The organism is Pseudomonas sp. KCJK9111 (genome assembly GCF_046231935.1).
GTDB lineage: Bacteria > Pseudomonadota > Gammaproteobacteria > Pseudomonadales > Pseudomonadaceae > Aquipseudomonas > Aquipseudomonas parafulva_B.
Map to the genome: position 1 here is coordinate 107056 of NZ_JBJJMO010000002.1, position 18692 is coordinate 125747.

An 18692-nucleotide genomic window follows, 5' to 3' on the forward strand; every position below is an offset into this window, starting at 1 on the left:
GTGCAGCCCTCACGGGTCAGGCGGTGGGTTGACCTGCGCTCCCAGTCGCAACGAGGGTAGGGTCATCGTGCAGCGATATCCGCGAAGTTTCCGGCAATGCCAGCCCGCCCACTAACGCTATCAAGGCAATGACGACCAGGTAGAAAGCTGGCGCCAGACTGCTGCCTGTCTGCCCGATCAGCCAGGTCGCGACCAGTGGGGCGGTACCGCCGAACAGGGTGTAGGCCACGTTGTAGGTGATGGCCGATGCGGTATAGCGGGTACGTGTAGGGAAGCTTTCCGATAGCAGGGCCGCTGTTACCACGCCGCTCGACAACGCTCCCACCGCCAGCAGCACCACACCTAGCAGGGCGCCGAGCATCGACCCCGAGCTGGCCAGCCAGTAGGCCGGGAACACGCACAGCATCACCCACAAGCAGGTAAAGCCAATGGTTTTGCGCCGCCCGATGCGATCCGACACAGCGCCGGCAACCGGGCAACCAGCGGCGGCGAACAGCAGTGCAACAGTGGTCACCAGCAATGACTGGGCGCGAGTCAGGTTGCCCACCAATTGCAGGTAGGTGGCAAAGTAGGTGGTGAACATATAGAACGACAGTGCGGTGAGGGAAATGAACGCGCCCAGGTTGCGTATCGCGCGTCCATGGTGGCGCAGGGTTTGCTTGAGGGGCGAATGCTCATGTTCCTTGCCTTGCGCCAGTGCTTCACGGAAGGCTGGCGTTTCTTCCATGCGCCAGCGCAGGTACAAACCCACCAGGCCCAAGGGTGCGGCAATCAGAAACGGTACACGCCAACCCCAGGCGGCCATGGCCTCTGTGCTCAGGCTCGCTTCCAGACTGTAGGCAATCACGGCAGCGCAGGCAAAGGCCGAGAACGTCGAGACCGGCACGAAGCTGCCATAGAACGCGCGCTTGTCGTTTGGTGCATGCTCCATCAGGTAAGCACATGCCCCCGCATATTCACCTCCGGCCGAGAAACCCTGCAGGCAGCGTGCGAGCGTCAACAGCACGGGGGCTGCCAACCCGATGCTGGCATACGTTGGAAGCAGGCCGATAAGGGTGGTGGAGCCTGCCATCAGCAAGATTGTCAGCGACAGGATGCGCTTGCGTCCCAGACGGTCTCCCAGCGCGCCGAACACGATGCCACCCAGTGGGCGCAGGGCGAATGCCACGGCGAACACGGCGAAGGTCTTGAGCAAGGCGACGCTCGGGTCACCACTGGCGAAGAATTGGCTGGCGATGAGGGTTGCAAGAAAGCCGTAGACGGCGAAATCGAACCATTCGACAAAGTTGCCGATGGCCGAAGCGGCGATCACCCTGCGCAGGGTGGCAGGGGATACCTCGTGAGGTGCGGACATGCGGGTGCTCTCCGATTTTCCATTGGCAGCCATGACGAGCGTGGTGCGGTCGAGCCGCGCCATCAGTTGTTGTGGTTGTCAGTAGAGCGGCCCCGCTTATGGGTTGCTTTGTCGAGGACGACCTTCGGATGCCAGAAACGACCGCGGCGATGGGGGGCTAGGCCACGACAACGCGATTGCGCCCACCCTGCTTGGCCAGATACAGCGCTCTGTCAGCCGCGGCCAACGTGCCGGCCACCTCGTCTGTACCTTCCCACTGCGCCACCCCAAGCGATACGGTCAGGGCGCCCACCGGAGCTATCGGGGTGTCCTCGATGATCGCGCGCAGGCGCTCAGCCACACTGGTTGCCACAGCCAGGTCTGCGCCAGGCAAGAGCATCAGAAACTCCTCGCCGCCAGTACGGCAAAGCAAGTCGCCTTCCCGGCAACAGCGGCGCATCGAGTGGGCCAGTTGTCTCAGCACGGCATCGCCTGTGTCGTGCCCGTGGCTGTCGTTGATCCGTTTGAAATGATCCACGTCCATGACGATGGCTGAAAAACGCCGGCCTTCAGCCTCCAACAACGACAGGCTGAATTCCAGCCCGCGGCGATTGACCAGCCCTGTCAGGGGGTCGGTCTGGGCTTCGCGGTTCAGCCGGCCAATGCGTTCGTGTAGCAAATTCAGGCCGAACAACAACGCTCGCTTGAGCTCAGCTGCCTCGAAATACCACGCACGCACCCGGTGCAAATCTTCGGCCGTGTTGGCGCTGTCCATCCTCCTTGCACTGGCGGCGAGCTGCCAGAGCGGCCGAGCGATGACCAATGCCAGCCACCAGAGCAACAGGCTGCCGACCAGCGCCAGTGGCACCGACGTACCTATCACGTTGAGGACCAGGTTATTGAGCGGCGCTACGGTGCGTGACAGTGGCTGCTGGGCGACCACGCCCCAGCGGGCACTGGGCACGGTGGCGAAGCCTGCTAGCATCTCGACGTTCTGGCTGTTGGTGAGCGCCAGGGTGCCGCTGGGCAGCGTTGGCAACTGGTCGATCAAGGCATTGCCCTGCACGACGGTACCGACACGCTGGTTATCAGGGTGGTAGAGCAGCCGTCGTTGGTGGTCGACTACATAGAGGTATGAGCCGTCCTTGTAGAAATGCTCGCCCAGCAAACTGTTGAGGATGTTGCGTTCGCGCAGGTAGAGCGTGCCCCCTACGTAGCCCAGGTAACGGCCTTGCTCGTCGATGATCGGCTGCGAAAGGGTGACCACCAGGTTGTTGGCGGCAGAGACGTACGGGGTCGAGACCAGCGCACGCCGCAGGTGCAGCGCTTCGTCGACCCCCGGGGAGTGCATGCGCCCGCCCACCAGGTGCCGCAGCGGCGCAGGGGAGACCGACAGCAACGTGCCGTCGGCATCGATCACGAAGGTGGAATTGAACGCCATGCTCTGCGCCAGCACGCGGTCTGTTTCAGCCTGCAAGGCCACGGCGTCACTCAGTTGCCGGCCTTGCACACCTGCGCTGAACTGTAATTGCTGCAAGGCGTTCCCGATGAAGGTTTCGGTGATGCTGGCCAGCTTGGTGGCGTACACCCGGTTCGCTTCCAGCGCGTGATCGATCAGCAACTGGCGCTGGACACGGTAGCTGGCAAAATAGCTGGCGCACAGCATCACCAGCGCAGTGAGTGCACAGAGCACCAGAATGAGCCTGCGCAGGTCCAGTCGCAATCCATGCTTGGTGTTTGGCAATCCTGACCTCGAAATCATCAGATACGGAGAATGGCAAGCAATCCTCGATAGCCGTCGCATAGAGCGATTGACGCTCAGGGAGCGGGTTTTTCCAGAGCCTGGAGTTCTGCCTCCACGTCCTGCATACGCTGTTCAGCCACCGCCTGTACCTTGGCATCTGCGGCGGTTTGCTGCATCAGTGCCGTGAGTTTTTCGCTCAACCGTTTGCCTTCAGGGGTTTTTTCCAAAGCGTGGGCCTTGGCGGGGTCCTGCAAGGCGCCGACGATACTGGCGAATTCGCTATCGGTGAAGTTCTGTTCGCTGTAGAGGCGGAACAGGTCCTGGCGCTGGTCGTCAACCGTTAGGTGCCGGCGCAGCACCTGTTCGATGCTGGCTTGGCTCACGTCCGGGTGCTTGCCCGCAAGGAGCACGGCCATGCGCTGAATGTTATGGTCATAAGCCTCCTGCAAAGGCAGCTGGGCTACGATCTGTTCTTCACGCGAGGGTTTCTGGTCGCACGCCGTGACCGCGGCGATGAGCGCAAACATGAGCAGCAACTTCGAAGGGCGAGGCATGGCTTGGCCTGAATGGGCTGTGGAGTAGGGCAATTATACGGGTGCGCACGCGTCCTGGACGAGCGTTGCATTTGCCTTGCCGGGCTGGCTGCGGTAGAACCAGGCCCTTTCACTGCAACGGTTGCCCCATGCCTGAACTGATCCTGCGCCCCGTGACCCCAGAAACCCGTGAGGAGGTCGTGGCCTTTGTCGAGGCCGCGCGGCGGGACTTGTTCCCGATGCTTGCCAGCGCGCCTAAACCTGCGGACCTTGAACATTTTGATGATGTCTATCTGCAAGGCGCCGGCGCTCATCGAAGCACGGGCAGGCGCAGACCTGGTGGGCGTAATCGGCTACCTGCCCTATGACCATCGCTTTGCGCAGTTCGACTACGGTGACCAGCGTGTGGTCGAGGTCGTGCGTCTGTTCGTGTTGCCTGCCTATCGCCGGCACGGCGTTGCGGCGCGCTTGTTCGGGGCCTTGCAAGCGCAAGCGGCAAGCGAAGAAATCGACCGTTTTTACTTGCACACCCATCCGTTTCTGCCGGGGGCCGTCAGCTTCTGGGAGCGACAGGGCTTCACCCTGCTGCAGGTCGAGGACGACCCGGTCTGGCAGACAACCCACATGGACCTGCGGCTGCGTTAAGCGCTCGGACATGTCCTACATTGACGTGGGCGTGATGGACCACGCGTTCATTTTCTTACAAGGCAGGTGATGATTTGCTTCCTCGTGCACGGACTTTTCACAGCCGCAGAGGGAGAGCGACAATGCCGCACATGGCCCTGTACAAACTGAAACTGCTGGATGAATTCGAAGTTCGCACAGACGGTTGGTCGTTCGACGATTTCCAAAACCGCCTGATGGACATATGGCGTGGCGCCACCCGCCAGGATGCCGCCAGCATCATCAATGCCGCGCACCGAGAGGGCCGATGGCCCAGGACGGTCAGGCAGTACCTGCTCAGTCGCATCAAGGTGGCCGGTCACGTCGAACCGGAACTGGAAGCCACCTTCATCGAACTGTCGGGCTCACTCACCGGTCAGGAGCGGGCGCAATGGTGCCGCACGGCGACCGACACGGTTCACTGACCGCTGACATGGGCGCGCGGTGGCTTCGCTGCCGCCGCCCGTATTCAACACGCAAGGCCGTCAGCTTACCCGCCGTCCACAATGCGCCACGTGGCATGGAGGCACTCAAGCGCAGCGAAAACGCAGTACCTGAGCGCCGTCCAGCGGGTCGGTGAGCACGTGCGCGTGAACGCCGAAGGTGCTCAGCAAGCAAGCGGGCGTGAGCACATCCAGCGGTTTGCCCAGTGCGACCAGTCGCCCCTTGTTCAACACCGCCACACGGTCGCACGTCAATGCCTGATTGAGATCATGCAAGGCCACCAGCGTGGTGACCGGCAACCCCTGCACCTGCTGCAACAGGGCGAGTTGATGCTGGATGTCGAGGTGGTTGGTGGGCTCGTCCAGCAATAGCACTGCGGGGCGTTGCGCCAGCGCCCGGGCGATGTGAACGCGCTGGCGCTCGCCACCGGACAACGACCCCCACAGGCGGCTGCGCAAATGCAGTGCATCCACATCAGCCAGGGCGTGCTCGACGATGGCCTTGTCGTCGTCACCGAACGGCGCCAAGGCCGACAACCATGGGATGCGGCCCAACGCCACGGCGTCGAATACTCGAATGGCATCGAGCGTGTCAGCATGCTGCTCGACCAGTGCCAGTGCCCTTGCCACCGTTCTGCGAGGCAGGCGCGAGAGCGACTTGCCCAGAAGTTGCACGGTCCCCGTGGCGGGCTTGCGCAGGCCTGCCAGCACCTTGAGCAGCGACGACTTTCCCGAGCCGTTTGGCCCGACGATGGCCAGGGTCTCACCGGCTTGCACCGTCAGGTCGATCCCGTCGAGCACCGGGCGGCCACCCAGGTGCAGGCTGATGCCCTGGCAATCCAGTGGGCCGAGCTGGATGGGCGCCATGGCGGTCACGCGCGCCCCCTTCGGGCTACCAGGATAACGGCGAACACCGGTGCGCCGATCAGGGCCGTGACCACCCCTACGGGGATGACCTGTCCGGCGATCAACGTCCGTGACAGGATGTCCGCGGTGATCAGGAACAGTGCCCCGCCCAGGGCGCTGGCCGGTAGGAGCCGGTCATGACCGGGCCCGAGCAGCAGGCGCAGCGCATGGGGAATGACCAGGCCCACGAAACCGATCGCGCCTACGATGGAGACCATGACGGCGGTGACCAGGGCTGCACAGCTGATCAGTAACAGTTGAGTGCGCCGTACCGGCACGCCCAGGGATGCTGCCGAATCGGCGCCAAAGGTGAACGCATCCAGCGCACGCCGTTGCCACAGGCAAATCAGAAGGCCCAATAGGGCAACCGGCACGGTCAGCCAGACCGAAGGCCAGCGCACGCCACTGAGATTGCCCAGCAGCCAGAACAGGATGCCGCGGGCCTGTTCGGCCGTCGCCGACTTGGTGATCAGAAGCGCCGTTACAGCATTGAACAGCTGCGAGCCGGCCACCCCGGCAAGGATGACGTGAGCCCCCGTGCTGCCTGGGCTCGCGGCGCGCGCCAGCAGCAGCACCAGTGCAAAGGCTGCCAAGGCGCCGATGAAGGCCCCAGCAGACATGCTCAGGGTCATGCTGCCCACGCCCAACAGACCCACCAGCACCGCTCCTGTAGATGCGCCCGCCGACAGGCCCAGCAGATAGGGCTCGGCCAGCGGATTGCGCAGCAGCGCCTGGAGGATCACGCCGCAGGTGGCCAGCCCGGCGCCGCAAGCCGCCGCGACGAGGCTACGGGTCAGCCGGTAGTTCCACACAACACCAGCATCGATGGGGTCGAGCGGGTAGCCCGCTTGCCAGGCGTGGTTGGCCAGCACCTGGCCGACCAGGCGCAATGACAGAGGGTTTTCACCGAACGCAGTACCCGCCAGCAGCGCACCCCCCAGGGCTACCAATGCGGCGCAGGTCACCGTCAGGCGCTTGATCACGGGGCTGCAACGCCAGTGGAAAAGGCTGCCGCTAGCGTTTGCAAGCCGCGGAACAAACGAATGCCCGCCTGCATCGCCTCGGCATCGAGCACGATGATGCGCCCATGCTTGACGGCGTCCATGTGCTGGGTCACAGGGTCATTGCGCAAGAAGTCGAGTTTCTTCTGGTAGTCGTCGGCCGGAAAACGACGGCGGTCCATGCGTGCAATGATCAGCCAGGTTGGGTTGGCCTTGGCCAATGTCTCCCAGCTCACAGTTGGCCACTCCTCGGTGGAGCTCACCACGTTGCGCACGCCAAGGGCACGCAGCATGAAATCCGCAACGCCCTGGCGACCTGCCACGTATGGGTCGGTGGCCAGGTCAGCGCTGGAGAACCAGAACAGCGCCGAGGTGTTTGACAGGTCCACGCCTGCCAGCTGCGCCTGGGCATTGGTCAAACGGCCCTTGAGTTCGTCATTGAGGGCGGCGCCACGGGCCTGCACATCGAAGACGCTGGCCAATTCGCTGACACTCTTGTAAATGCTTTCGACCTGGAAGGCCTGCAGCCGCGTGCCGTCGGCGCCTACCAGGTTGTCCTTGCCTTCGCAATCCGACGGCAGCACATAGGTGGCAATGCCCAACTCATCGAATTGCTCGCGCGTACCCACCGCGCCCTGGTCCCCGACCATCCATTCGAACTGGGCCGTCACCAGTTGCGGGCGCTTGCCCACCACCGCTTCGAAGCTGGGCTCGTTGTCGGCAAGCCGAGGGACCTTGGCGTTTTGCGCCTGGTAATCGGGCAATACGTCATTGAACCACAGCGATGAACCGGCGAGCTGGGCACCCAAGCCCAACGCGTACAGCATTTCGGTGCCCGCCTGACCGATGGTCACCACGCGCTGGGGTGCCTGGGTGAACACCTGGGGTTTACCGCAGTTGTCGATCGTCAGCGGATACGCGGTGGGTGCACCCTGGGCCAGGCCGGCGATGCCAAGGCCAGCGAGCAGGGTGGCGAAACGGGGCAGCATGCAGGACGATCTCCTGTGGGGCAGTTCCCGATGGCTCGCGCAAGACGAACGCGGGATTCCCTATTGATGTGAGGGTGGAAACTGGCGGCACGCATGGTAGACCATCGCGCCGCCGGGTGAAACGCTTTTAGGGCCTGGTTGAGCCGCCTAGAAGTACTTCAGCCACGCCAGATCACGCCGGCGTGCCTTCAGCCGGGCGAACCAGCGTACAGGCGGGTAGAGCATCAGCGGTAGCAGGGCCGACGTGAGCCAAACTGCGGCAATGGTCTGGAAACCAAAGTAGGCCCCCTGGTTGGCCCCCCACACACCTAGTGCGCTCAGGTACAGGAGCTTGAGCACGTAAAGGTGCAGCAGATAGAAAAACATCGGGGCTGCGCCAAACATCGCCAGCACTCCGATCCAGCGCGGGTGCTCTGCGCGCTCGAATGCACGCAGCAGCAGCAACCCAACGCCCAGGGTTAACGTCAGGAACACCAGTGACGGCGGGTATTTGGTGATGTTGAAGAAACTCATCAGCGTCTGCGCCAGCGCTGGGTGAACACTCCAGTGCGCTTCGCCATAGGCGTTGATCGCGCGCAGCGCGACAAAGCCCAACAGTGCGCCGCACCCAGCGTGTAGCAGCCGCCGTTGACGCAGTGCCGGTGTGCACGCGCTGTGCAACCAGGGGCCGAGCCAGTAGCCAACGGCGATGACGCCGACCCAGGGCAGTACCGGGTAGGAGGTGCGCAAGCGCAGTGTGGAACTGACGTCGAGCCAGGTACGGTCGTGAGCGATGGCCCAGGGCACATGCCAGGGGGATGCGGCGTCGAAGTGCACACCGTCAAGCAGGTTGTGCCCGGCGATGAGGGTCAGCCCAACGGCGAGCAGGCCAGCCCGGGGCAGCCATATCAAGGCTGACAGCGCCATCATGCTGATACCGATGGCCCAGATCACTTGCAGGTAGATCACAGTCGGCGGCACCTGGAATGTCCAGGCGAAGTTCACCAGGGTGAATTCCAGCACCACCAGAAATAGCCCGCGCTTGAACAAAAACATCGAGACTTCGCCGCGACGCTGCCGTTTTTCGCCGTAAAGCCAGGCAGACAGGCCGGTGAGCAGCACAAAGACCGGCGCGCACAGGTGTGCGAGGGTGCGACTGACGAATAACGCAGGCTCGGTGGTTTCCACGGCCATCGGGTCACTGACCTGATACTGCATGAAAAACGTTTCGCGCACGTGGTCCAGCAGCATGATCAGCATGACGAAACCGCGAAGGGCGTCGATGCTCTGCAGGCGTTGGTGTGAGAGGGGAGGTGGCAAGGATGTAGGGGGCATGGACATCACGGTTAAAGACGACGGACGAAACGTTATCTTATAACCCTGGCGGTGAGCAAGACTGCCTGTTTCAAACCGTCAGAATCTGGCGTGTACTGGCTCCAGGGCACGGGCCTCAGACCCTGGAGCGCCGTGGCTGACTACCGACCCTTGCGACGCGATACACGCGCTTCGATGTTCTTGCGGCCAATGAGCAACGCAGGCTTTTCCGTGACTGGCTCATCGGCCAGCCATTTATACATGACAAGGCAATCCACCAACCCCAGGTGTGCATGGCGATAAGCCTTGGGCAAGCGGCCGACGGTTTCGAAGCCCAGCTTGTGCCACAAGGCCACCGCCACTTCATTGCTGGCGACCACCGAGTTGAATTGCAGCGCCAGAAAGCCTTCCTGACGAGCCAGCTTCTGCGAGTGCTCGCACATCAAGCGCGCCACCCCGCGGCCACGTGCCTGCTCGGTCACCATGTAGCCACAATTGCCCACGTGGCTGCCTGGCCCGCCGGCGTTGGCCTTGAGGTAGTAGGAGCCCAGGAGCTCGCCCTGCGCTTCGGCTACCAGTGTGTGCCGGGGCAGCTCGAGCCACATATGGCGGGCCTGCTCAAAGGTCATGTCGGGGTCAAGGGCGTAGGTTTCGCGCGCCTGGACCACGCCCTGCAGCGTGGGCCAGAAGCGCTCGAAATCTTCTGGCGTCATGGGGCGGAGATTGATCATGTGCAGCCTCAGATGTAGATGAACACCAACACCAGCGCCGCCACCACTGCCCATTTTTCGAGGTAGTAACGCGTGCGATTGCGCTTCTTCAGTGCTTTGCCGCGTTCGCGGATGCGGTAGATGCGGGTGAACAGGCGGTTGATGGCGCCGGTCTTGTCCCCTGCATCGTTGGGCGCCGCGGCGGCGGCCATGACGTTGCGGCTGAACCAGCGATTGAACGCCGTGGCCCAGCGATACTTGAGCGGGCGCTCCACATCGCAGAACAGAATGATGCGATTGTGCTCGGTGGTGTTGGCCGCGTAGTGGATGTAGGTTTCGTCGAACACAACGCCCTGGCCATCGCGCCACGAATATTTCTCGCCATCGACGTCAATGTAGCAGCCGTCGTCGTTTGGAGTATCCAGGCCCAAGTGATAGCGGTAGGAGCCAGCATAGGGGTCGCGGTGCCGAACCAGCTTGGCCCCAGGGGGCAGGGTGGCGAACATGGCGGCCTTGACGGTGCCAATGCCTTGGAGCAGTTGCGTGGTGCGCGGGCACAGGGTCATGGCCGACGGATGACTTTCGCCGTACCACTTCAGATAAAACCGCTTCCAGCCGGTCTTGAAGAACGAGTTGAAGCCCACGTCGTCGTAATTATCGGACTTCTTGATTTCGCCAACCTGGAGTAAGCGCTGGGCTTCTTCACGGATTTCCTGCCAGTGTTCCTGCAGCGGTTGTAGCTCAGGGAAGGCTTCGACCGGCAGGTAAGGTTTGGCCGGATGTTTCGAGAACAAGTAAAGGAAACTGTTGACCGGGGCCAGGAAACTGGAATGGTCACCCAGCTGGCGGGTCAGCTTGTGACGCACCCGGCCGCGCAGGTGAACGTAGGCGATCGAGAGGACGAATAGCAGAACGAGTGCAATTTTCATGGACGTTTACTTGTCGAAAAATGGCCATGCGCGATGGCATAAGCCCGCCAGCATAAACAATCGTCGCGGCAGTTTGTACCTATTGTTACGAAACTGTCCGGCCAGTTCGGTGTCGCGTTGCATCGTCCGCGACCCTGGTTTCACCTTCAGGAGGTCTTATGGTTCAGGACACTCGCTCCACGGCCAGCCCGTTCAAGCGGCTGTTTTTCGCCCTGCCAGTCAGTGATGCCCAGCGCCGCGATGTCTCCCAGTGGCGACGCAGCCTGGCGCTGCGCAGCGGCAAGCCGGTGCCGGCCGCCAATTTCCATATCACCCTGGCCTTCCTGGGCAATGTCGATGCGGCCCAGGTCCCATCGGTGTGCGCTGCCGTCGACCAATTGCTGCTGCCCGACAAGGCGCCAAGGCTGGTGCTCGATCGCTTGCAGGTGTGGCACAAGGCCGGTGCCCTGGTGCTTGAGGCGCAGCATACGCCTGCGCCCCTTCTTCAACTGGTCTATGGGCTGCAACAGGCGCTGCTGCCCTTGGGTATCGCCGTTGCAGACCGCACCTTTCGACCCCACTTGACGTTGTCCCGCGACTTTCACGGGCAGCCCCCTGAGGCCAGCACGCCGCCCGAGTTCTTTGTCAGCGCCCGGGAATGTGTACTTTACGAATCTCGAAAGGGCGCCTATCAGCCATTGGCACGCTGGGCATTGGGGGATGGGGGCGCATTCATTAGCCCACTGGGCTTACACCGGTAGGCTCTGATAGGGCAATTCTTCGCCGGGGCTGCGTTCGAACTGGCGTTTGTACTCGCGGCTGAACTGCGACGTGCTCTGGTAGCCCACCCGATGGGCGACCTGAGCCACGCCCATACCTTCGCCGATCAGCATCTGCTGTGCCTTGAGCAGCCTCAGGCGCTTGAGGTACTGCATGGGCGCCATGTCCGTGCAGCGCTTGAAATGCTCGTGGAAGGTGGAGACGCTCATGTTCGCTCGCCCAGCCAGAGCCTCGACGCTCAGTGGCTCGCTGTAGTGTTCGCGCAGGTGGGCCAAGGCGGCGCCGATGCGGGCGAAATGGCCCTGTTGCTCGACCAGCGCTCTGAGTACCCCGGCCTGCGGGCCACGCAGGGCGGCGTACAGCACTTCGCGCACCCGGGCCGGCCCCAGCACCTTGGCGTCCACAGGGTCTTGCAGGCACTCCAGCAACCGCTCGACCCGCTCACGCATGGGCGCGTCCAGGGCGGCCGAAGTCATCGACTGGGGCGTCTGAGCCTGCACCGGGCCATCGGTGGCAAGGCCGCTGCTCTGCACCAGTTCGCTCAGCGTGGCGCGGTCGATGGCCACTGCCACGCCCAGCAAGGGCACATCGGGCGTGGCGAAGGTTTCGCACATGAACGGTACCGACAGTGCCTGCACCAGGTAATGCCCCGCGCCGTACTCCAGCGTGCGGGGCCCCAGGCGGGCCAGCTTGCTGCCCTGGGCCAGGATCATCAGGCTCGGCTCGTAGATCTGTGGGCTGCTGGCGACGTAGTGGTCCCAGCTCAGCACTTGTACCTGGGGCAGGTGGGTGGGCACGAACCCTGGGCGAACCGCCAGACGGCGTATGAGTGCGCAAAGCGGGGCATTGGCGTCGACGTGACGGGTCAGTTGCATGGAGCACCGGGGCAGAGAATCGGACAGCATGGGTGGACGGATTATGCCCGCCGCGCGTTGGCTGCACCAGAAGCTTCGGAGAATCAGGCAAGGCTTCCGGAGAATCTGCGGTGGGCAATGTTCCTATCTGAGAACAAAATGCTTCACATGAACCGTTTCACTTAACCGCGAGGTCTCCATGTATACCGCTATCGGTTACGCCGCCCAAACCCCCACCAGCCCGTTGGCACCCATGACCTTCGAGCGCCGCAGCCCGCGCCCGGATGACGTGGCCATCGACATCCTGTATTGCGGGGTGTGCCACTCGGACATTCATCAGGCCCGCAACGAATGGGGCATTGCGGTCTACCCCTTGATGCCGGGCCACGAGATCGTCGGCCGCGTGACCGCGGTAGGCGCCCAGGTCACCGGCCACAAGGTCGGTGACCTGGTCGGTGTCGGCTGCATGGTGGATTCCTGCCGTCAGTGCGCAGCCTGTGCCAAGGACCTTGAGCAATACTGCCTCGAAGGCCCCACCATGACCTACGCCACGCCCGATCGGGTCGATGGCAGCAACACCATGGGTGGCTACTCCAGCAGCATCGTGGTGAGCGAGCATTTCGTGGTACGCATCCCCGAGGGCATGGACCTGCCCAGCGCCGCCCCTATCTTGTGCGCCGGTATCACCACCTATTCGCCGCTCAAGCACCACGGTGTAGGCCCAGGCCACAAAGTGGGTATCCTAGGCATGGGTGGCTTGGGCCACATGGGCATCAAGCTGGCCAAGGCGCTGGGTGCCGAAGTCACGCTGTTCACCCGTTCCGAGGCCAAGGCCGCTGAAGCGCGCCGCCAGGGGGCAGACCATGTGATCGTGTCCACCGACGCCGAGCAGATGAAAGCGGCCGCCGGTCGCTTCGATTTCCTGCTCGACACCATCCCGGTCCAACATGACCTCAATCCCTACCTGGAAACCCTGACGTTCGACGGCGTGCACATCCTCGTCGGGCTGATCGAACCGATCGAGCCTGCGCTGCATGCTGCCAACCTGGTCATGAAGCGCCGCGTGCTGGCCGGCTCGTTGATCGGCGGTATCGCCGAAACCCAGGAAGTGCTGGACTTCTGTGCCAAGCACGACATCCGTTGCGACATCGAGATGCTGGATATCCGGCACATCAACGAGGCCTATGAGCGCATGATCGCAGGCGATGTGAAGTACCGCTTCGTGATCGACATGGCGACCCTCAAGGCCTGATCGGCCGTCGGCCTGCACCGGGATCAAACGGTGCAGGCCCTGTTGCTGGCCTTACCAGGCCAGCGGCTTTTCCCCACCTTTCCAGAACAGCCAGCGGCGGACCTCGCCATGCGGGCCTGTACCGATCTGCCAATCAGGTCGGCCACTGTCGAGCGCGATCACCGAGATGAACCCCGCATGGCTTGCGGCAACGAGGGTTCGACCATCCTCGCTGATGTCCATTGCGCTGATGGTCGAACCTAGATAGTGCTGCCAGCGTTCGCCACCGTCTTCCCCAAAAGCCCGTAAATAACCATAGGCATCACCGACGATGTACTCGTCCTGGCGCGCCACGCCTGCGTAGACCCGTGCGCCTTCCTGCACCACCGGCGTGCGCGGGTCCTGGCTGTAGTAATCCGTATCCAGGCCCTCCAGGTCGCTCACCCTGACGGCCAGCGACGCACCGCTGTAGAAGTGACAGGCATTGAGCAGCAACTGGTCCCCGGTACGGTTGAACAGGGCGTAGTGCGGGTATTCGCTGGCCGGTCCGATACTGGCAACAGGCGTTAACTGACGGTCCAGCACCTGGTGCCGGTTGGCTTGCTCGCCTACCACGACCCACTGCCCGTCGGGCGATACAGCGCCATGGGCCATGCTCAGGCCCAGGATGATGTCATCGGGGTCCGTGCCCTCTGCCAGCGCTTGCTCTACCTGCTCCTGGCGCGGCAGCAGCCGGCTCGCGCCCTGCTCAGAGAGCACGAAAATGCCCTCGTCGCTGATCAGCAGCACCTGTTGCCCATCGGGGAAGGGTATCAATGCAGTCGCAATGGGGGGCAGGTCGAAAGGCTCGAACGGATAGCCTTTGGGCAACCCCTCCAAACCGGTAGGCCACGCCAGCCGCCGCACCTGTGGGCCGCCCCATCCATCGGTCACGCGCACCCCCTCGGCGTTGGCCAGGGCGAAGAAGCGTCGAGCCGGGCAACGGCCGAAATGCTCGACGCCGATGATGGGTGTCACGGTGTACCCATCGATACGCACCACCTGGCCTTTCTCGTGCGGCATGCCGATCCGTGCGAGCAGGCTCCCGTCATCGAGCAGCAGCAACGTGGCGATACCCTGACCATGGGTGTCGAGCAGGGGCAACAAGGGCGCATGGGCTGGCGGCCAAGCCTGGCGAAATGCCTGGCGCTGGTGCTCCTCGACGGTCGGCTGGTTGACTTTGCGCAAGGCGGCGCGCCAGGCGTCCAGCAAATGTTTGGTGGCAGGATGCCGGGGTTCTTCGAGCTGGTCCCAGCCGTGCGCGCTGCCTTGTGCGACATAGTCGTTGACCGCCTGGGCGTAGGTGATAACGGCCTGCTGCCATTGCTGCTGGGGATGCTGCTTGTCCATGAGTGGGTGGAACTCCTTGATGTGCGCCAGTATCCGAGATTGCGCATGGTACGCCTTCGGTACGGCGGTTGTGAGGCCCGAGCATCACGCGTACCATGCCTGCGTCCCCAATTTTAATAAGACACACGCTCATACCGCTCCTAGTCGGGGCCGGACGTGCGTGGTCTTGCCTTGCCTGTGGAGAACCGGTTTCACGCCATGAACGGACCCTTACCTGACCACTTGCCGCCCACAGTAGGCGGCGGCAGCTGGCTGAGCGTCATCGCTCTGGCGTTGGCTGCCTTCATCTTCAACACCACCGAGTTCGTGCCGGTGGCGTTGCTCAGCGACATTGGCCGCAGCTTCGACATGACCACCGCGCAAGTGGGGCTGATGCTGACCATCTATGCCTGGGTCGTGGCATTGGCGTCACTGCCGATGATGTTGATGACACGCAACATCGAGCGGCGGCGCCTGCTGTTGTTCGTGTTTCTGGTGTTCATCGTCAGCCATCTGCTGTCGTGGCTGTCGCAGAGTTTTGCGATGCTGCTGCTCAGCCGCATCGGCATAGCCTTGGCGCACGCCGTGTTCTGGGCCATTACTGCCTCGCTTGCGGTGCGCGTCGCGCCCCCTGGGCAGCAGGCCAAGGCGCTGGGCCTGTTGGCCACCGGCACGACGCTGGCGATGGTGCTTGGCATCCCCCTGGGGCGCGTGGTGGGCGAGGCGCTGGGGTGGCGCGTCACCTTCCTGAGCATCGCAGGGGTGGCGCTGGCGACCATGCTGTGCCTGATGAAGTCGCTGCCGTTGTTGCCGAGCCAGAACTCGGGATCGTTGCGCAGCCTGCCGGTACTGTTCAAGCGGCCTGCGCTGGTCATCACCTACCTGCTGGTGACGCTGGTGATCACGGCGCAGTTTACCGCCTACAGCTATATCGAGCCGTTCGCCCTGCATGTCGCGCAGATCAGCGGTGAGCGCACCACGTTGGTCTTGCTGTTGTTTGGCGGCGCTGGCGTGGTCGGCTCGTTCCTGTTCAGCCGCTACAGCGACCGTTTTCCCCAAGGTTTTCTGGTGGGCTCGATCGGCATGCTGGCAGTCTGCTTGCTGCTGCTCTTGCCATTGTCCGGCAGCTTCCATGCGTTCGCCGTGCTGAGCATGTGCTGGGGTGTGGCGATCTTGAGCTTCAGCCTGTCATTGCAGTCACGTACCTTGAAGCTGGCCTCCGACGCCACGGATGTGGCCATGGCGTTGTTTTCCGGCATCTACAACATCGGCATCGGCGGTGGTGCATTGCTGGGCAGTATCGTCAGCAGCTACCTGGGCGTGGCCAATATCGGCCTGGTCGGGGGCAGCGTGGCAGTGGTCGGCTTGTTGCTGGCAGTGGGCAGTACCCGCCGCTTTCGCGACGCGCTGACCCATTGAGTCTGGCTTTGCGGGCAACAAGGCTGCTCAGCTCAATACCGCAGCCCACGCTGAGAGCAAGAGCAGGCCGCCCAGGGCCTGGTTGAACACGCGCAGGCGGCGTGGCGTTTGCAGCCAGGCCGCACTGCCTGCGCCCAGCACCGCCCACAGCGTCATGCACGCCAGTGCGATCACCAGGAACACCAGTGCCAGTTGCCATACCGCCAGGCCTGGCGTGGCAAACACGCCGATTACGGCCACGGCCATCAGCCACACCTTGGGGTTGATCACCTGCAGCGTTGCCGCGTCCACTGCCGTGAACACCCGCGCCTGAACTGGCGCGCCGGTATCGCCGGTGCTGCGCAGCAGTTGCCAGGCCAGCCAGCTCAACCACAACACTGCGCTCCACATCATCAGATGCTGGGCTTGTGGGTAGCGCGTCAACCATTGACCCAGCCCCATGCCAACTAGCAACACAGTGGCCGCTGCGGCCAGGCATGCCGCCAGGATGGGCGCCAGCGTGCTGCGCAGCCCATGTCGCGCGCCTTGGGCAAGGATAAGCAGATTGGTCGGGCCTGGGCTGATGCTGGCAACCAGGGCAAATGCAATGAATGGCAGGAAAGAATGCGTCATGTGCTGGGGCTCCTTTGGTGTCAGCCCCAATGCTCGACATTTGCATCGCCTCAGTCTGGAAGGATTGAGCAGCGCTTGCGGTAGTGTGCCGGGGTGAGCTGATAGGCCCGTCGAAACCACCGGCCCAAGTGGCTCTGATCGGCAAAGCCCAAGGTGCCGGCTACGTCTGCAGGGCTGGCCCCGCTGGCAAGCAAACGCCGGGCCCTGGCCAGGCGCAGCTGGATGAGGTACGCGTGCGGGGCGAGGCCAAATGCCGCCTTGAAGGCTCTGGTCAAGCGATAGCGGTCGATGCCACAGGCAGTCGCCAGCTCTTGGAGGCCAACATCCCGTTCGAGGTTGTCATGCAGATAATCGCGGGCCCGTTGCGCTGTGAGCGGCAAACGCGGGTCCGGGTCGACTCGCTTGCGCCAGTGCAGGTGGCGTGTGAGGCAGGCAAGCAACGCGTCGGTGGCCGACTGCCTGACGATGAGCAGCTCGTGTGCATGCAAGGCATTGAAGGCAAACGCGGTGGCTTGGGCAAGTTGCAGGTCCTGGGCCAGCGTGTCGGCGAAACAGGGCAGGGCGTCACGCGGCGCGTGTTCGAATAGCAGGCGCAACTGCTGCTCCAGCCAGTCCGGCTCCAGGTAGAGCGTGGAATAGGTAAAACCTTCTTCAGTGGGCGCGAGCCCGTCGTGCAGGTCCCCAGGTTCAAGCATGAAAACTTGCCCTGGCACGCTACGGTGCCTGACCCGACGGCAATTGAATTGCTGGACCCCTTGCTCGGTGACGCCTACCAGAAAGCTCTCGTGCCAGTGGGGGTCGTAGGCATGACCGACGAAATGGGCGCGGATCGACTCGATGCCAGTCTCGGCGTCCTGCTTGAGGTCGATCCAGTTACTCATGGGGGCTCGCTGTGTGCATGCTGATGCTTAGGCTGTACAGGAAGCCTAGCGCTCCCGGCTACAGGTGTCTGGAAGATTTGTGCAACTGCCGAGCCTGGCTGCCGGCTGCAGTGCATCGAACCGCTGGCGCAGCCACTGGTGCAGTTGCGTGACGGCGGGGGTAAGCTGCTTGCGGTGCGGGCATACCAGCGTGACAGGCGTCGGCTCGCCCGGCCATTGAGGCAGCACGATTTCCAGCCTGCCGCAGGCGAGGTCATCACTGACATCCAGCCACGACTTGTAGACGATACCTTCGCCAAGTACCGCTAGGCGGCGAATCACATCGGCGTCATCACTGATCAGTGGCCCTTTCACGTGCACCGTGCGTTGGCCAAGTTGCCACTTGTCGTACACCCGACCGTGCTGCATGTACAACAAGCAGGCATGGGCATGCAGTGCCTCGGGCGTCTGCGGTCGGCCGTGGCGGGCCAGGTAATCGGGGGAGGCGACCAGGACGCGCTGGTTCCAGTCGGCCAGGGGGAGGGCGATGTAGTTGGCGTCCTGGTTCAGGCCGTAACGCACGGCAACGTCCACCGGATCACGGTTCAGGTCGGCAATCTGGTCGGACAGCATGAACCGCAGGTGCAAGGCCGGGTGCTCCCGGCGAAAGGCGCTGAGCCAGGGCAGCAGCATGTTGCGGCCCAGGTCCGAGGGTGCTGAAACCTGTAAGGTGCCGCGCAGGGCGGTGGCATTGCCGTGCAAATCTTCATGCCCGCGGCGCAGGCTTTCCAGCACGTTCACGGCAGTCGGCAGGTAGCGCTCGCCCTCGGCAGTCAGGCGCAGGCTGCGGGTAGTGCGAACGAACAGACGTACGTCCAGATCACGCTCCAGCCGCTTGATGGCGGCCGCCACCTGGCCGGGCAACAGGTTCGCTTCGATGGCAGCTGCGGTGAAGCTGCCCAGCACGCTGCTGCGCACGAACAGTTCGAGGTCGGCAAGACGCAACATTGTCACTCCAGGGGTGAAAGTGTTGCTCGATTGTGCC

18 protein-coding genes and 1 pseudogene are annotated in these 18692 nt (G+C 63.1%); 5 read left to right on the forward strand and 14 right to left on the reverse strand.

What is annotated here, in order from left to right; translation table 11 throughout:
* Positions 1 to 16: 16 nt before the first annotated feature.
* From ACK59L_RS01450 to ACK59L_RS01460, 3 genes are all read right to left on the reverse strand, one after another.
* A complete protein-coding gene (locus tag ACK59L_RS01450; RefSeq protein WP_409271413.1) occupies positions 17 to 1354 on the reverse strand; it encodes an MFS transporter in 1338 nt (445 codons plus the stop codon).
* 157 nt (positions 1355 to 1511) lie between these two features.
* Positions 1512 to 3077 carry a diguanylate cyclase gene (locus tag ACK59L_RS01455; RefSeq protein ID WP_409271415.1) on the reverse strand — a complete coding sequence of 522 codons (1566 nt, stop codon included), beginning with the start codon at positions 3075 to 3077 and terminating at the stop codon, positions 1512 to 1514.
* Positions 3078 to 3151: 74 nt separating this feature from the next.
* Positions 3152 to 3631, reverse strand: a complete 480-nt coding sequence (locus ACK59L_RS01460; RefSeq protein ID WP_409271417.1) for a hypothetical protein — start codon at positions 3629 to 3631, stop codon at positions 3152 to 3154.
* Between the two features lie 128 nt (positions 3632 to 3759).
* Between ACK59L_RS01460 and ACK59L_RS01465 the strand changes: the two are divergent.
* Positions 3760 to 4255, forward strand: a pseudogene (locus ACK59L_RS01465) (GNAT family N-acetyltransferase).
* A gap of 122 nt (positions 4256 to 4377) precedes the next feature.
* Positions 4378 to 4698 (forward strand): hypothetical protein, encoded by a 321-nt coding sequence (locus ACK59L_RS01470; protein ID WP_058603864.1) that lies wholly within the window; start codon positions 4378 to 4380, stop codon positions 4696 to 4698.
* Between the two features lie 105 nt (positions 4699 to 4803).
* Here ACK59L_RS01470 and ACK59L_RS01475 read toward each other — a convergent pair whose 3' ends face one another.
* The 6 genes from ACK59L_RS01475 to lpxO all read right to left on the reverse strand — a co-directional run bounded on the left by ACK59L_RS01475 (position 4804) and on the right by lpxO (position 10544).
* Entirely contained in the window at positions 4804 to 5583 is a 780-nt protein-coding gene (locus tag ACK59L_RS01475; protein ID WP_409271540.1) for an ABC transporter ATP-binding protein, read from the reverse strand.
* Between the two features lie 5 nt (positions 5584 to 5588).
* The gene (locus ACK59L_RS01480; protein WP_409271419.1) at positions 5589 to 6605 is read right to left on the reverse strand and encodes a FecCD family ABC transporter permease; all 1017 of its coding nucleotides are present in this window, start codon (positions 6603 to 6605) and stop codon (positions 5589 to 5591) included.
* Positions 6602 to 7612, reverse strand: a complete 1011-nt coding sequence (locus ACK59L_RS01485; protein WP_409271421.1) for an ABC transporter substrate-binding protein — start codon at positions 7610 to 7612, stop codon at positions 6602 to 6604. Before ACK59L_RS01485 ends, ACK59L_RS01480 begins: the two co-directional genes overlap by 4 nt.
* Before the next feature lie 147 nt (positions 7613 to 7759).
* Positions 7760 to 8926, reverse strand: a complete 1167-nt coding sequence (locus ACK59L_RS01490; protein ID WP_409271423.1) for a DUF1624 domain-containing protein — start codon at positions 8924 to 8926, stop codon at positions 7760 to 7762.
* Between the two features lie 140 nt (positions 8927 to 9066).
* Positions 9067 to 9636: an N-acetyltransferase gene (locus ACK59L_RS01495; protein ID WP_326383818.1), complete on the reverse strand. Its 570-nt coding sequence runs from the start codon at positions 9634 to 9636 to the stop codon at positions 9067 to 9069.
* Between the two features lie 8 nt (positions 9637 to 9644).
* Positions 9645 to 10544 (reverse strand): lipid A hydroxylase LpxO, encoded by a 900-nt coding sequence (gene lpxO, locus ACK59L_RS01500; RefSeq protein WP_023536108.1) that lies wholly within the window; start codon positions 10542 to 10544, stop codon positions 9645 to 9647.
* A 158-nt stretch (positions 10545 to 10702) separates the two neighbouring features.
* On the opposite strand from lpxO, the gene thpR reads away from it, so the two are divergent.
* Positions 10703 to 11284 (forward strand): RNA 2',3'-cyclic phosphodiesterase, encoded by a 582-nt coding sequence (thpR, locus tag ACK59L_RS01505; protein WP_409271426.1) that lies wholly within the window; start codon positions 10703 to 10705, stop codon positions 11282 to 11284.
* On the opposite strand, the gene ACK59L_RS01510 is transcribed toward thpR, so the two are convergent.
* A complete protein-coding gene (locus ACK59L_RS01510) occupies positions 11273 to 12178 on the reverse strand; it encodes an AraC family transcriptional regulator (RefSeq protein ID WP_058603869.1) in 906 nt (301 codons plus the stop codon). The two genes, thpR and ACK59L_RS01510, sit on opposite strands and share 12 nt — an antisense overlap.
* 178 nt (positions 12179 to 12356) lie before the next feature.
* Between ACK59L_RS01510 and calA the strand changes: the two genes are divergently transcribed.
* On the forward strand, positions 12357 to 13409 hold the full coding sequence (gene calA / locus ACK59L_RS01515; RefSeq protein WP_027914670.1) for a vanillin reductase: 1053 nt from the start codon (positions 12357 to 12359) through the stop codon (positions 13407 to 13409).
* A 51-nt stretch (positions 13410 to 13460) separates the two neighbouring features.
* Here calA and ACK59L_RS01520 read toward each other — a convergent pair whose 3' ends face one another.
* Positions 13461 to 14777, reverse strand: coding sequence for a hypothetical protein (locus tag ACK59L_RS01520; RefSeq protein WP_409271429.1), 1317 nt, complete (start codon positions 14775 to 14777; stop codon positions 13461 to 13463).
* Between the two features lie 198 nt (positions 14778 to 14975).
* On the opposite strand from ACK59L_RS01520, the gene ACK59L_RS01525 reads away from it, so the two are divergent.
* The gene (locus ACK59L_RS01525) at positions 14976 to 16175 is read left to right on the forward strand and encodes a sugar transporter (RefSeq protein WP_409271431.1); all 1200 of its coding nucleotides are present in this window, start codon (positions 14976 to 14978) and stop codon (positions 16173 to 16175) included.
* Between the two features lie 27 nt (positions 16176 to 16202).
* On the opposite strand, the gene ACK59L_RS01530 is transcribed toward ACK59L_RS01525, so the two are convergent.
* From ACK59L_RS01530 to ACK59L_RS01540, 3 genes are read right to left on the reverse strand one after another with little or no spacing between them, the layout of a single operon-like run.
* On the reverse strand, positions 16203 to 16787 hold the full coding sequence (locus ACK59L_RS01530; RefSeq protein WP_409271433.1) for a LysE family translocator: 585 nt from the start codon (positions 16785 to 16787) through the stop codon (positions 16203 to 16205).
* A gap of 50 nt (positions 16788 to 16837) precedes the next feature.
* Positions 16838 to 17668, reverse strand: coding sequence for an AraC family transcriptional regulator (locus ACK59L_RS01535; RefSeq protein ID WP_409271435.1), 831 nt, complete (start codon positions 17666 to 17668; stop codon positions 16838 to 16840).
* Positions 17669 to 17713: 45 nt separating this feature from the next.
* Positions 17714 to 18655, reverse strand: a complete 942-nt coding sequence (locus tag ACK59L_RS01540) for a LysR family transcriptional regulator (protein WP_409271437.1) — start codon at positions 18653 to 18655, stop codon at positions 17714 to 17716.
* Between the last annotated feature and the right edge of the window lie 37 nt (positions 18656 to 18692).

What these genes read in the sequence shown, in the direction of transcription:
- ACK59L_RS01450 (WP_409271413.1), bottom strand. Translation starts at nt 1,354, where the DNA reads ATGTCCGCACCTCACGAGGTATCCCCTGCCACCCTGCGCAGGGTGATC.
- ACK59L_RS01460 (WP_409271417.1), bottom strand. Translation starts at nt 3,631, where the DNA reads ATGCCTCGCCCTTCGAAGTTGCTGCTCATGTTTGCGCTCATCGCCGCG.
- ACK59L_RS01470 (WP_058603864.1), top strand. Translation starts at nt 4,378, where the DNA reads ATGCCGCACATGGCCCTGTACAAACTGAAACTGCTGGATGAATTCGAA.
- ACK59L_RS01475 (WP_409271540.1), bottom strand. Translation starts at nt 5,583, where the DNA reads ATGGCGCCCATCCAGCTCGGCCCACTGGATTGCCAGGGCATCAGCCTG.
- ACK59L_RS01485 (WP_409271421.1), bottom strand. Translation starts at nt 7,612, where the DNA reads ATGCTGCCCCGTTTCGCCACCCTGCTCGCTGGCCTTGGCATCGCCGGC.
- ACK59L_RS01490 (WP_409271423.1), bottom strand. Translation starts at nt 8,926, where the DNA reads ATGCCCCCTACATCCTTGCCACCTCCCCTCTCACACCAACGCCTGCAG.
- ACK59L_RS01495 (WP_326383818.1), bottom strand. Translation starts at nt 9,636, where the DNA reads ATGATCAATCTCCGCCCCATGACGCCAGAAGATTTCGAGCGCTTCTGG.
- lpxO (WP_023536108.1), bottom strand. Translation starts at nt 10,544, where the DNA reads ATGAAAATTGCACTCGTTCTGCTATTCGTCCTCTCGATCGCCTACGTT.
- thpR (WP_409271426.1), top strand. Translation starts at nt 10,703, where the DNA reads ATGGTTCAGGACACTCGCTCCACGGCCAGCCCGTTCAAGCGGCTGTTT.
- ACK59L_RS01510 (WP_058603869.1), bottom strand. Translation starts at nt 12,178, where the DNA reads ATGCAACTGACCCGTCACGTCGACGCCAATGCCCCGCTTTGCGCACTC.
- calA (WP_027914670.1), top strand. Translation starts at nt 12,357, where the DNA reads ATGTATACCGCTATCGGTTACGCCGCCCAAACCCCCACCAGCCCGTTG.
- ACK59L_RS01520 (WP_409271429.1), bottom strand. Translation starts at nt 14,777, where the DNA reads ATGGACAAGCAGCATCCCCAGCAGCAATGGCAGCAGGCCGTTATCACC.
- ACK59L_RS01525 (WP_409271431.1), top strand. Translation starts at nt 14,976, where the DNA reads ATGAACGGACCCTTACCTGACCACTTGCCGCCCACAGTAGGCGGCGGC.
- ACK59L_RS01530 (WP_409271433.1), bottom strand. Translation starts at nt 16,787, where the DNA reads ATGACGCATTCTTTCCTGCCATTCATTGCATTTGCCCTGGTTGCCAGC.
- ACK59L_RS01535 (WP_409271435.1), bottom strand. Translation starts at nt 17,668, where the DNA reads ATGAGTAACTGGATCGACCTCAAGCAGGACGCCGAGACTGGCATCGAG.
- ACK59L_RS01540 (WP_409271437.1), bottom strand. Translation starts at nt 18,655, where the DNA reads ATGTTGCGTCTTGCCGACCTCGAACTGTTCGTGCGCAGCAGCGTGCTG.